This is a genomic window from Paucibacter sediminis (assembly GCF_030254645.1).
In the GTDB taxonomy this organism is placed as follows: domain Bacteria; phylum Pseudomonadota; class Gammaproteobacteria; order Burkholderiales; family Burkholderiaceae_C; genus Paucibacter_B; species Paucibacter_B sediminis.
Map to the genome: position 1 here is coordinate 3,749,669 of NZ_CP116346.1, position 12,689 is coordinate 3,762,357.

The 12,689-nt window shown below is 67.3% G+C and carries 10 protein-coding genes; 3 read left to right on the top strand and 7 right to left on the bottom strand.

Annotated elements, in window-relative coordinates; all coding sequences use genetic code 11:
* Positions 1 to 16 precede the first annotated feature (16 nt).
* The gene (locus tag PFX98_RS17400) at positions 17 to 1,801 is read left to right on the top strand and encodes a dockerin type I domain-containing protein (protein ID WP_285231751.1); all 1,785 of its coding nucleotides are present in this window, start codon (positions 17 to 19) and stop codon (positions 1,799 to 1,801) included.
* A gap of 27 nt (positions 1,802 to 1,828) precedes the next feature.
* The gene (locus PFX98_RS17405; RefSeq protein ID WP_285231752.1) at positions 1,829 to 2,491 is read left to right on the top strand and encodes a cohesin domain-containing protein; all 663 of its coding nucleotides are present in this window, start codon (positions 1,829 to 1,831) and stop codon (positions 2,489 to 2,491) included.
* A 34-nt stretch (positions 2,492 to 2,525) separates the two neighbouring features.
* Here the strand turns inward: PFX98_RS17405 and lspA are convergent, their stop codons facing one another.
* Positions 2,526 to 3,023: a signal peptidase II gene (lspA, locus tag PFX98_RS17410; RefSeq protein WP_285231753.1), complete on the bottom strand. Its 498-nt coding sequence runs from the start codon at positions 3,021 to 3,023 to the stop codon at positions 2,526 to 2,528.
* 197 nt (positions 3,024 to 3,220) lie between these two features.
* On the opposite strand from lspA, the gene PFX98_RS17415 reads away from it, so the two are divergent.
* The gene (locus PFX98_RS17415; RefSeq protein WP_285231754.1) at positions 3,221 to 3,727 is read left to right on the top strand and encodes a DUF1269 domain-containing protein; all 507 of its coding nucleotides are present in this window, start codon (positions 3,221 to 3,223) and stop codon (positions 3,725 to 3,727) included.
* A gap of 42 nt (positions 3,728 to 3,769) precedes the next feature.
* Here PFX98_RS17415 and ileS read toward each other — a convergent pair whose 3' ends face one another.
* The 6 genes from ileS to PFX98_RS17445 all read right to left on the bottom strand — a co-directional run bounded on the left by ileS (position 3,770) and on the right by PFX98_RS17445 (position 12,680).
* The gene (gene ileS, locus PFX98_RS17420) at positions 3,770 to 6,619 is read right to left on the bottom strand and encodes an isoleucine--tRNA ligase (RefSeq protein ID WP_285231755.1); all 2,850 of its coding nucleotides are present in this window, start codon (positions 6,617 to 6,619) and stop codon (positions 3,770 to 3,772) included.
* Positions 6,620 to 6,727: 108 nt separating this feature from the next.
* Positions 6,728 to 7,774, bottom strand: a complete 1,047-nt coding sequence (locus PFX98_RS17425) for a bifunctional riboflavin kinase/FAD synthetase (RefSeq protein ID WP_285231756.1) — start codon at positions 7,772 to 7,774, stop codon at positions 6,728 to 6,730.
* Positions 7,775 to 7,812: 38 nt separating this feature from the next.
* Complete coding sequence (locus PFX98_RS17430; protein ID WP_285231757.1) at positions 7,813 to 9,654, bottom strand: ATP-binding protein; 1,842 nt, start codon at positions 9,652 to 9,654, stop codon at positions 7,813 to 7,815.
* Positions 9,655 to 9,836: 182 nt separating this feature from the next.
* A complete protein-coding gene (locus PFX98_RS17435; protein ID WP_285235624.1) occupies positions 9,837 to 10,565 on the bottom strand; it encodes a pseudouridine synthase in 729 nt (242 codons plus the stop codon).
* 5 nt (positions 10,566 to 10,570) lie between these two features.
* Positions 10,571 to 11,554, bottom strand: a complete 984-nt coding sequence (locus tag PFX98_RS17440; RefSeq protein ID WP_285231758.1) for a P1 family peptidase — start codon at positions 11,552 to 11,554, stop codon at positions 10,571 to 10,573.
* A gap of 16 nt (positions 11,555 to 11,570) precedes the next feature.
* Positions 11,571 to 12,680 (bottom strand): acyl-CoA dehydrogenase family protein, encoded by a 1,110-nt coding sequence (locus tag PFX98_RS17445; protein WP_285231759.1) that lies wholly within the window; start codon positions 12,678 to 12,680, stop codon positions 11,571 to 11,573.
* Positions 12,681 to 12,689 lie beyond the last annotated feature (9 nt).

The window sequence follows — 12,689 nt, forward strand, 5'->3', positions numbered from 1 at the left end:
AGGAGTTCTTATGCGCATGCAAACCATGTCACGGCGTCAGCCGAGCGCCCCGCGGCTGTGCCTCTTGAGCGCCATGATGGCGCTGGCCACGCTGCCAGGCAGCGCCTTGGCGGCCAGCAAGACCTACACGCTGAACGCCGACTTCTCGCTGGGCACGATAGAAAATCTCAACTTCGTCGTGGTGCCAAACCAGCTGCAGGTCAATCTGATCGGCGTGGGCTCCAAGTACATCTTCGTCGCCAACCACAACGAAGACTCGGTGTCCAAGTTCGACACCACCGATCAGCTCGACCCGGTCACCCACAATGTGGTGGCCCCGGGCAAGGAGGTGGCGCGCTACAAAACCTATGCTGGCGCCCCGATGACTAGCGCCGGCGGCCATCCTTCGCGCATTGCCATCGACGTCGACGGTAACGCCTATGTGCTGAATCGCATGGATGGCTTTGGCTCCCCCCCTTATCTGGTGAAGATCCTGGTCGATTCGGCGATCGACCGTAACGGCAATGGCGTGATCGATACCTCCGGCGAAAGCAATGGCACACCGGGTATCCAGGCCGCAGAGATGATGGCCATGGCCTCGAACACGAATGCCGGCATTCTGGACGAGCGCGTGGCCTGGACGGCGCCGATTGGCACCGGTACCTCGTTCGGTCGCTCGGTCTGCATTGCCCCCGATGGCAAGCTGTGGGTGGGGATCTGGAATCAGGCACGCTATTACCGCGTCGATCCGGCCAACGGTGCGACGCTGCCGATCGGGCCCGGCGCGCTGCCGTATGTACAGCTGTCCGGTTGGAATCCCTACGGTTGCACCGTCGACAAGAACGGCATTCTCTGGAGTGCCACGATAGGCTCGGGCGTGGGCGGCGTGGGCCGGGTGGATACCAACACCGGGGCCTCTGGCCAGATCGCCAGCCCCTACCACCCCTACAACTACGGCATCGCGCAGGGCAATGGCAAGATCTACCAGGCACCTTATGCGGGTGGCTATGGTTGGGCCGCCTATGACCCGGTGGCCAACAGCTGGGCACGCAGCCCCCACAGCTATAGCGGCGCCGGCATTGCCGTCGACGGCGAGGGCAATATCCTGTCCACCGACTACTCAGGCATCCGCAAGTACAGGCCCGATGGCACCCTTCTCTGGGCCAAGAGCGAGGGTGGACAGACCTATGGCGTGATGGTGGACGGCAACAACGATGTCTGGGTGATGAATACCAGTACCTACCGCACCACCAAGTACCGCGGCACGGACGGCACGCTGGTCGGCTTCCTGCCGACGGGGGCATATCCGTATGTGTACACCGATGGTTCCGGCCTCACCACCAAGAACACAACGGTGAACAAGCTGGGTACCTGGACGGTGGTGTACGACAGCGGCGCCAGTGGCACCGAATGGGGCAAGATCAACTGGACCGACAGCGTGCCCACCGGCGCCAGCGTCGATGTGGTGGCGCGGGCTTCCGACAACCCGGCGGCGCTCGATCTGCAGCCCTATCAGCCGGTGGTCAAGAACACCAACTTCACCGCCAGCGGCCGCTACGTACAGGTGCGCACGCGTCTGCAGATGAACGCCAGCAACGAAACCCCGGTGCTCTATGACTTGACGGTCAACAGCAAGCTGCTGGTTTGCGACGTCGATGGTGACGGTGATGTGGACTCCGGCGACATCGCCTTGATCCAGGCCGGCATCGGCAGCACGCCGACCGCCAACGACCCGCGCGACGCCAACGGCGACGGCAAGATCACCGTCAACGATGCACGGACCTGCGCGCTCAAGTGCACGCGGCCTAACTGCGCCAAGTAATCGCAACCTGTACTGGAAAGACCCATCATGAAAAAACTGATTGCAAGTTTGGGACTGGCGGCGGCTGCCTTGTGCGGTGTAGCGCCAGCGAACGCGACCATCGTGGTCAGCTTTGATCCGGCCGCAATGACCGTGGGCAACAGCGCCAGCTTCTCGGTCAATGTGAACATCAGCGGGCTCGCCAGCGATTTCGTGTCGGGCTACGACCTGCATCTGCTCTATGACGCGTCGCTGCTGAGCTATGTTGGCGTGGTATTCAACACCGATCAATTGGGCGACTTGTGGGGGTCAGGCTCCCTCGTCTTGGATACGCCGGCCCCAGGCAACATTGACCTGTTCGCGACCTCGTTCTCATCGAACGCGGATCTGGACACCAACCAACTCAACAGCTTCACCCTGATGACGTTGAGCTTCATGTCCGATGCGAGCAATACCGGTAGCAGCCTGCTGCGCTTTGGCCCGAGCCCGGACTATGACCGCAACATCACCGGTGCGGTCGATGCCGACGGCTTTGCGCAATCGCTGGACGTCCAGTTCGGGCAGGCCTGCATCAATGTCGACCCGACCGGTGCTGAAGGGCGCTGCGTGCGCGTGATTCCGGAGCCCTCCAGCTACGGCTTGCTGGCCCTGGCCTTCATGGGCGCCTATGCCGCCCCAGCGGTACTGCGCAGACGGCGCAAGGAGATTTGATCTTCCTCTGCTGGGGCGCCTGCGGCGCCCCTTGTCAGCCGCCGCGACGTACGCGCCGCAATTCGTCCAGGATGAGCAAGACGGCGCCCACGGTGATGGCGCTGTCGGCGACGTTGAAGGACGGGAAATACCAGCCGGCCCAGTGCAGCTGGATGAAGTCGACCACATAGCCGTGCATCAAGCGGTCCAGCACATTGCCGATGGCGCCGCCGAGGATCAGCGACAAGGCCCAGGCGAACAGCGCCTGCTGGCCGTGACGACGCAGCATCCAGACGATGAAGACGGTGGCCGCGGCGCCCAGGGCGACGAAGAACCAGCGTTGCCAACCGGCCGCGCCGGCCAGGAAATTGAAGGCCGCGCCGGTGTTGTGCACCCGTACCAGATTGAAGAAGGCGGTCACATAGTGGCTGTCGTGCAACTGGAAGCTGGCCAGTATCAGCACCTTGGTCAACTGATCCAGGATGATGATCAGGGCGGCAATGGCGAGCCATTGCGACAGACGCGGTGAAGAACTGGAACGCTTGGACGACATGGCTGGGCGAATGCTGATGTTTGGGGCCGGCTTGGGCCGAGGGCGCTACTGTAGCGGAGCCGTTGCGGCACCCCGCAGCCCGGGGTTTCGGACAGCGGGCTCTTGAGCTTGCCGCCAGACCGGCGTAAAAGGGAAGGGCGTCCAGGGTTTGAAGCTTGCGGACCGTCGTCCGCGTCCTCGGGGGCAAGGAGTCCATCATGCGCAAACGCATCTACTGGTTGCTGCCGAATCTGGAAAGCGCCACCCGCACCATGAACGAATTGCTCTTGGCCCGGATCGCCGAGCAGCATATTCACTTTGTCGCCAGCGAGGGCGTTGACATGACCGGCCTGCATGCGGCCAATGTGTTGCAGACCTCGGACCTGGTGCAGGCGGCCCAGACCGGGCTGTTGCTGGGGGCGGGCCTGGGTGCTGCCGCCGGCGTCGCGGTCGCGTACAACCTGGGCGCCCATACACCTGCCGGCGTGGTGATCGCGATGGCCGGCCTGGGCGCGGTGCTGGGCACCTGGTCGTCCAGCATGATTGGCAGCTCCACGCCGAGCCGGCGCCTGACGCGCTTCCAGCCCGCCCTGAACCAGGGTCAGTATCTGCTGATGGTGGACGTGCCGCGCACGCGCGTCACCGAGATCGAGGAGTTGCTGGCGCGCACGCGGCCGGAAGCCCACTTCGAGGGGCTGGAGCCCAATGTGCCGGCCTTTCCGTGAGAAGAACGAAACAAGGGCGCTGCGGCGCCCTTGTCGTACCGATCAGGCGACCTGCCGGCTTTCGCCCGCACCATGCAGATTGCTGTCGCAGCGCCCGCAAATGGTAGGGTGTGCCGGGCTGATACCCACGTCGGCCCGGTAATGCCAGCAGCGCTCGCACTTCGCATGGCTGGAGGGGGTGACCGCGACGCTCAGCTCATCGGCCAGGGTGACCGTGGCGGCCGAGGTGATGAGCACGAACTTCAGGTCCTCGCCCAGGCTTTGCAGCAGGGCCAGGTCTTGCGCGTTGACGCCCAGCGCCACTTCGGCCTGCAGCGATGAACCCACGCCGCCGGCGCTGCGCACATCCTCGATGGCCTTGTTGACCGCCTCGCGGATCTCGCGCACGCGCGCCCACTTGGCCAGCAGGGTGGCATCGGCGCCGTCGAACTTCCAGTAGGTTTCGGTGAAGATGCTGGCATCGGCATGGCCGCCGTCGAACACCTTCCAGGCTTCCTCGGCGGTGAAGCTGAGGAAGGGCGCCATCCAGCGCAGCATGGCCTGGGTCAGCTGCCACAGCGCGGTCTGGGCGGAGCGGCGCGCCAGGCTCTTGGGCGCGGTGGTGTAGAGGCGGTCCTTCAGCAGGTCGAGGTAGAACGCGCCCAGGTCTTCGGAGCAATAGACCTGCAGCTTGGCCACCACCGGGTGGAACTCGTAGCGCTGGTAATGCGCCAGGATCTCCTCCTGGAAGGCGCTGGCACGGGCGAGGGCATAGCGGTCCACCTCCAGCAACTGGTCCAGCGGCAGGGCGTCGGTCTTGGCATCGAAGTCCGAGACATTGGCGAGCAGGAAGCGCAAGGTGTTGCGGATGCGGCGGTAGCCGTCCACCACGCGGGCGAGGATCTTGTCGTCGCCGGCGATATCGCCCGAGTAGTCGGAGGCCGCCACCCACAGGCGGATGATCTCGGCGCCCAGCTTCTTGCTGGTGTCCTGCGGGTCGACGCCATTGCCCTTGGACTTGCTCATCTTGTGGCCCTTGCTGTCCACCGTGAAGCCATGGGTCAGCAGGCCCTTGTAGGGCGCGCGGCCGTTCAGCGCGCAGCTGATGAGCAGCGAGGAGTGGAACCAGCCGCGGTGCTGATCATGGCCTTCCAGGTAGAGATCGGCCTCGGGGCCGTTCTCGTGCGCGGCGCCGGCATGGCTGCCCTTGAGCACATGCTGGAAGGTGGAGCCGGAGTCGAACCACACGTCCAGGATGTCGCTGCCCTTGCTGTACTGCTCGGCCTCATCACCCAACCACTCCGCCGGATCCAGCTTGGCCCAGGCTTCCACGCCACCGGCTTCCACCAGCTCGGCGGCACGCTCGATGAACTCCAGGGTGCGGGGGTGCGGCTGGCCGCTGTCCTTGTGCAGGAAGATCGGCAGAGGTACGCCCCAGCTGCGCTGGCGCGAGATGCACCAGTCGGGCCGGCCGGCGATCATGTCGCGCAGGCGCACGCGGCCGTTCTCGGGGTAGAAGTTGGTGGCCTCGATGGCGGCCAGGGCGGTCTGGCGCAGGGTCTGCGGCGCCTTGTCGACGGTGAATACGCCCGTCGTGCCGGATTCCGCTTCATCCATGCGCACAAACCACTGGGCGGCGGCGCGGTAGATCACCGGGCTCTTGTGGCGCCAGCAATGCGGGTAGCTGTGCATCAGCTTGCTATGGGCCAGCAGGCGGCCGGCGTTCTGCAGGGCCTCTGCGATCACCGCATTGGCCTTCCAGATGTGCTGGCCGGCGAACAGCGGCAGCTCGGCCGCATAGACGCCATTGCCCTGCACCGGGTTGAGGATGTCCTTGAAGGCCAGGCCATGCGAGATGCAGCTCTGGAAGTCGTCCAGGCCGTAGGCCGGGGCCGAATGCACCACGCCGGTACCGTCGTCGGCGGTGGCGTAGTCGGCCAGATAGACCGGGCTCTCGCGGTCGAAGCCAGCATCCACATGGGCCAGCGGATGCTTGAACTTCAGCAGCTCCAGGCGCTTGCCGGGCGTGGTGGCCAGCACCTGGCCTTCCAGCTGCCAGCGCGCCAGGCATTTCTCCACCAGGGCCTCGGCCACCAGGTAGATGCCCTGGGCCGTGTCCACCAGGGCATAGCTCAGCTCGGGGTTGAGGTTGAGCGCCTGGTTAGCGGGGATGGTCCAGGGCGTGGTGGTCCAGATCACCGTGTAGGCGGGCTTGCTCAGAGCGGGCAGATCGAAGGCCGCCGCCAGCTTGGCCGGCTCGGCGGCCAGGAAGGCCACGTCCACCGCCGGGCTCTGCTTGTCGGCGTACTCGATCTCGAACTCGGCCAGGGACGAGCCGCAATCGAAGCACCAGTACACCGGCTTCAGGCCACGGTAGACAAAGCCGCGCTCGAACAAGCGCTTGAGCACGCGGATCTCGCCGGCTTCGTTCTTGAAGTCCATGGTGCGGTAGGGGCGGTCCCAGTCGCCCAGCACGCCCAGGCGCTTGAAGTCCGCGCGCTGCTGGTCGATCTGCTCGGTGGCGTAGGCGCGGCTCTTGGCCTGCACCTCGTCGCGCGGCAGGCCGCGGCCGTAGGTCTTCTCGATCTGGTTTTCGATCGGCAGGCCGTGGCAATCCCAGCCGGGGATGTAGGCAGCGTCATAGCCTTCCAGCTGGCGCGCCTTGACGATCATGTCCTTGAGGATCTTGTTGACCGCATGGCCCATGTGAATCTGGCCATTGGCATAGGGCGGGCCGTCGTGCAGCACGAACTTGGGCGCGCCGCAACGCGCGTCGCGCAGCTTCTTGTAGACGCCTTGCTCCTCCCATTCCTTCACCCAGCCCGGCTCGCGCTTGGGCAGGTCGCCGCGCATCGGGAAGGGGGTGTCGGGCAGATTGAGGGTGGCGCGGTAGTCCGTTTTGGTATCGGTCATGGCAGGCTTTGCGGAGCAGACGGTGGGGCGGGGCTGGCCCACCGGAGATGAGGGGTGCGTGCCCAAGGCGTTGATCGCGGCACGCGGGCTGAGGGCAGGCTCAGCGCGTCAAATTCGGTCGCGGGTGGTCTGGCGCCCCGTGGTGGCATGGGAGGCGGCATGGGTGGCGGCATGGCTGGCCAGGTAGGCGCGCGCCTGCGTCTCGTCCTGACGGATCGCGGCCGTCAAGGCGTCCAGCCCCTCGTAGCGGGCTTCATCGCGCAGTTTGTGCAGGAGTTCCACGCGCACGAGTTTACCGTAGGCGCCCTCGGGCCCCAGTTCCGGCGGCCAGTCAAAGGCATGCACCTCCAGCAGCACGCGCCCGGCCTGCTCGATCGTGGGGCGCACGCCCAGCGAGGCGACGCCGTCCAGCGGGCGGTCTGCCAGGCCATGGGTGCGCACCGCGTAGATGCCCATGGCGGCCGGCTTGCTGTGCGGGAAGCGCAGATTGAGGGTGCGAAAACCGTCGGCCGCGCCGGCGCTGCTCTCGCCCAGGCTGCGACCCAGCTTCTGGCCATGCACCACATGGCCGGAGATCGAATAGCAGCGGCCCAGCAATTGCGCGGCGGCCTCCATCTGTCCGCTGGCCAGCGCCTCGCGCACCGCCGAGCTGCTGACGCGCAGGCCATGCACCTCGTAGCTCATCATGCGCGCCACGTCGAAGCCCTGTAGGCGCCCGGCGGCGTCCAGGGTGGCGTAGTCGCCCTGGCGCTTGCTGCCGAAACGGAAATCGTCGCCCACCAACACATAGCGGGCGCCCAGGCCCTGCTGCAGCACGCGCTGGATGAAGTCTTGCGCGCTCAAGGACGCCAGGCGCTCGTCGAAGCGCAGCACCACCACCTGGTCGATGCCGCAGCGCTCCAGCTCGCTGAGCTTGTCGCGCAGGGTGGCGATGCGCGCGGGCGCCAGCTCGGGCTTGCCCAGCCTGGCGGCGAAGAAGTCGCGCGGATGCGGTTCGAAGGTCAGCACGCAGGAGGGCAGGCCCCGGTGCAGGGCCTCGGACTTGAGCAGGGCCAGCATGGCCTGGTGGCCGCGATGGACGCCGTCGAAATTGCCTATCGTCAGCGCGCAAGCGCCGGCAATGCCTGGATGTTGGAAACCACGGAAAACCTGCATGGGGCGAGATTATCCGGCCGCAATGACGCGCTCAGGCATCAAGCCGGTGCGAAATCCGGCCGCGCCGGCGCCGCGGCCGACCCGGGCAGGTAGCGCTGCACCAGGGTGGTCAGGTCGTCCATCTCGAAGGGTTTGACCAGGTAGTCGTCCATGCCGCACTCGATGCAGCGCTCGCGATCGCTGTTCACCGCGCTGGCCGTGAGCGCCACGATGGGCGTGCGCATCGGCAGGGCCTCGCGCGTCTCATGCTGGCGCCAGGCCTGGGTGGCCTCGAAGCCGTTCATCTCCGGCATCTGGCAGTCCATCAGCACCAGGTCGTAGGGCGTGGCCTGCATGCGCTGCAGGGCGTCGCGGCCGTTTTCCGCCTGGTCCACCGTCAACCCGCAGCGCTCCAGCATGGTGGACGCCACCAGCAGATTGACGGCGCTGTCGTCCACCAGCAAGACCCGACCCCGCAGGGCGGGCAGGGGCAGGGAGCCGGCGAGCGGTGGCGGCACCACCGCCGCCGGGCCGGCTTGCAGGGGCAGGGTGAACTCGAACACCGAACCCTGGCCGGGCATGGAGGCGCAGCGCAGGTCGCCGCCCATGGCGCGCGCCAGTTCGCGCGAAATCGTCAGACCCAGGCCGCTGCCCTCGTGCTGGCGCGGCTTGGTGTTGTCGGCCTGCTCGAAGGGTGCGAACACGCGCTCCATCTGGTCGGCGGGGATGCCGGCGCCGGTATCGCGCACGGCCACATGCAGCAAGGTGCCGGCGCGCATGTCCAGCACGGTGGACACCTCCACCGAGACGCTGCCACGCTCGGTGAACTTGATCGCGTTGCCGATCAGGTTGTGCAGCACCTGCTTGATGCGCGGCGCGTCACCCATGATGAGCCGCGGCAGGCCCGGCGCCAGGCGGTAGTCGAAGGCGAGGCCTTTTCCCTTGGCGGTCTGGGCCAGCAGGCGGCACACGTCGTCCACCGCCTCGGCCAGTTCCAGCGCATGCGCTTCCACCACCAGCTTGCCCGACTCGATGCGCGCCAGGTCCAGGATGTCGTTCACCAGGGTCAGCAGGTGGCGGCCGGAGCGGCGCACGATGTCCACCTGTTCGCGCTGTTGCGCGTCCAGGCTGGAGCGCTCCAGCAGCTGGGTCATGCCCAGGATGCCGTTCAGCGGCGTGCGGATCTCATGGCTCATCACGGCCACGAAGCGGCTCTTGCTGGTGCTGGAATGCTCGGCCGACTGCAGGGCCTGCCGGCGCTGCTCGGCGATATGGGCGTTCTCGAAACGCAGGCGCAGCAACTCGGCATGGCGCGCCTCGATGCGGCGCGATTCGAACAGCGAAACGCCCAGGAACAGGCCAAGCCCGAGCAGCGAGAACCAGCCGGCCGGGCTGTTCTGCAGGCCCAGGTAGAGGGCCAGGGGCGCGAACGTGATGCCGGAGAACAGCAGATGGGCGCGCGTCACCCCGCCCAGCGAGAACATGCCCACGGCACCCAGCCCGATGATGGACGCCAGGATGATGCCGTCCAGTTCCGGAATGGCCGGGGTGTGGAAATACCAGCCCATCGCACCCCAGGTGAGCGCATCCAGGCTCAGCAGGGCCAGGTAGCGCTGGCGCCAGGGCTGCAGCTGCTCGGGGCCAGGTCTGGCGCGCCGGAAGCTCAGCACATCGCTGCAGCGCAGCGCCGCCACCGCGGCACGCGCGGCAAACCAGCTCAGCAGCAGTGCCTGCGGCAGCTGCTGCCAGAGCAGCACCAGCGGCAAGATGCAGAACAGCACGCCGCAGGCCGTGGGCAGCAACGTCAGTTCATAGAGCGAGGCCAATTGCTCCAGTTGGACCTGGGCAGCGATATTGGCATTGACCTCTTGCCCTCTGTCCCTCGCGGACTCAGCAGTCATTGTCATGATTCCCGAACAGCGCGGCCATGGTCTTCGCCTGGCTCCTGCGCGATGCACAGACGCGCCGCTGCGACGGGCCTGTTACCAGCCGCGATTTCTACACAGGGAATGTGACAGGACGCCTAGGAACAACCCTGGGCCGTGGCGCGCGCGCCGCGCGGGAAAGCCCCCATCAGGAGTGATCAGGGCGTGATCAGTGCGGGGCTCGCGATCCAGATCCACTCGCCGGGCTTGAGCCCGTCGGGGATGCTGAGGGCGCCGAAGCGCGGGCGGTGCAGGCCCTCGACGCGGTTGCCCACCGCCGCCACCATGCGCTTGACCTGGTGGTACTTGCCCTCGATGAGGGTCAGGCGCAGGCCATGGCTGTCGCTGCGCTCGGCGCCTTCGGCGCGCACCTGTTCGGGCTTGTGATGCGGCTTGGTCGGAGTTGACGATTCGGGTTCGCGCAGCTCCACGCCGGCCAGCAGGCGCGCCACTTGCTCGTCCGTGACCTCATGTTTGCAGCGCGCCTCGTAGACCTTGGGCACATGGTGCTTGGGGCTGGTGAGCTTGTGGATCAGGGCGCCGTCGTCGGTGAGCAGCAGCAGGCCCGTGGTGTCCTCGTCCAGCCGGCCCACCGGCTGCACATTGCGTTCGCGCAGGGGGGCGGGCAGCAGGCTCATCACGCTGGGGTGATGCTTGGGCTTTTGCGAGCATTCGTAGCCGGCCGGCTTGTTCAGCAGGATCAGGGCCTTCTCGTAAAAGGGCCAGGTCTTGCCGCTGACTTCAAAGCTGAAACCCTCTGTCTCGTACTCGGCCTCGGGGTCGTCGACGACCTCGCCGGCCACCTTGACCTCGCCGTTGTAAATCAGGCCGGCGCACAGGCGGCGGGTGCCGAAGCCTTGCGAGAACAGGATCTGGGACAAACGCATCGTACTCATGGCGCAATTGTCGCCGAGAGCTCGGCGGCCGCGGGCAGGCCGGGCAGGCCGACCGCATGGCGCACGGCATTCAGCACGGCCTGTGCCGTGACCTCGGCGGCCAGCGTGCCCAGCAAGGTCAGGTCGGCGCTGCGCCCGCTGCCACCGCTGGCCAGCGCAAACATCACGTCGCCATCGCTGGGCGTGTGCACCGGGTTGATGCTGCGCGCCAGGCCGTCATGCGACATCTGCGCCAGCTTGCAGGCCTGCGCCTTGCCGAGCATGGCGTCGGTGGCCACCACGCCGATGGTGGTGGCGCTGCCGTTCAGCAGGCGCGCGGGCAGCAGCCCATGCAGCATCGCCTGCGCGCTGCCGAGCAGGCGGCCCTGGGCATCGCGTGCACCCGCCAGCAGCTGGCCGGTGGCCGGGTCGATCACATCGCCGACGGCGTTCACCGCCACCATGGCGGCCACCGTGATGCCGTCCACGCAGACCGCCGCCGTGCCGATGCCGCCCTTCATGGCGCGCTCGGGGCCAAACAACTTGCCCACGCTGGCGCCGCTGCCGGCGCCCACGCTGCCCTGCGCGGGCGGCGCCGCACGGGCGGCCTCGCAAGCGGCATAGCCGGCGTCGGCATCCGGGGTGACGCGTGGATCACCCAGCCAGAGGTCGAACAGCACGGCCGCCGGCACGATGGGCACGCAGGCCGGGCCCACCCGGAGGCCATGGCCGCGCTCGGCCAGCCAGCGCATCACGCCGCTGGCGGCGTCCAGGCCAAAGGCGCTGCCGCCGCTGAGCAGGATGGCGTGCACCCGGTCCACGGTGTTCTCGGGGCGCAGCAAGTCGGTCTCGCGCGTGCCCGGCGCGGCACCGCGCACGTCCACGCCGGCCACCATGCCCTGCTCGCACAGGATCACGGTGCAACCGGTGGGGCGGCGCGTGTCGGTGAAATGGCCGACCTTGAGGCCGGCCACCGCGGTGATGCCAGTTTCTATCGCCATGCGGCGATTGTGCCGCTCAGGCGAACACGCCGGCCTGGTCCTGCATGCGTGCGCTGACCTCGCCCAGATGATGCAGGCTGTCGCCCCACTGCATCTCCATCGCGGTGAGGCGCTTGAAGTAGTGGCTGGAGATGTACTCGTCCGTCACGCCGATGCCGCCATGCAGCTGGGTGCATTGCTGGCCCACATAGCGCGTCGATTGGCACAGCTGCAGCTTGGCCTGCGAGAGCGCGCGCCGGCGCGCCTCGGCCGGCTCGCCCAGCTTGAGGCTGGCGTAGTAGCTCATCGAGCGCGCCAGCTCCAGCTGCATCTTCACGTCGGCCATGCGGTGGCGCAGGGCCTGGAAGCTGCTGATCGCGACCCCGAACTGCTTGCGCGTGTTGAGGTATTCGGCGGTGATGGCCACCAGCTTGTCCATCGCGCCCACGGCCTCGGCGGCCTGCGCGGCGATGCCGATGTCGGCCGCCAGTTCCAGCACCGCCAGGCCCTGCGGCGCCGGCACCAGCAGGGTGGCGGGGGCCTTGTCCAGGCTCAGCTCGGCGGCGGCCGAACCGTCCTGCAGCAGGTAGGGGCGCGTGCCCACGCCGGCCGCGCCGCGTTCCACCAGGTAGAGCGCGATGCCGGCGGCCGTGCGGGCCGGTACGATGAAGGCATCCGCATGTGCGCCGGCGGGCACCAGGCTCTTGGCCCCCATCAAGACCTGGCCCTCAGCCACGGTGGCGACCTGGTCCAGGCGGTAGCGCGCGCTGCGTTCCTGGTGCGCCAGCACCACCAACGCCTCGCCTGCGGCGATGCGCGGCAGCCAGGCCGCCTGCACCTCGGCGCCGGCATGCTGCAGCACGGCGGGGGCGATCAGCGCCGCCTGGGCATAGGGCTCCAGCACGATGCCGCGCCCGAGCTCCTCCATCACCACCATCGCGTCGATGGCGCCAAAGCCCATGCCGCCATGCGCCTCGGGCACCGCCAGCCCCATCAGCCCCAGGCCCGCCAGACCCTCCCAGTTGGCCCGCGAGAAGCCGCCGGCGCGCACGGTGGCGCGGCGGTGCTCGAAGCCGTAGTCCTTGTCGACGAAGCGGCGCACCGCGTCGCGCAGCGATTCCTGGTCTTCGGTGAAATCAAAGTCCATGTCTGTCTC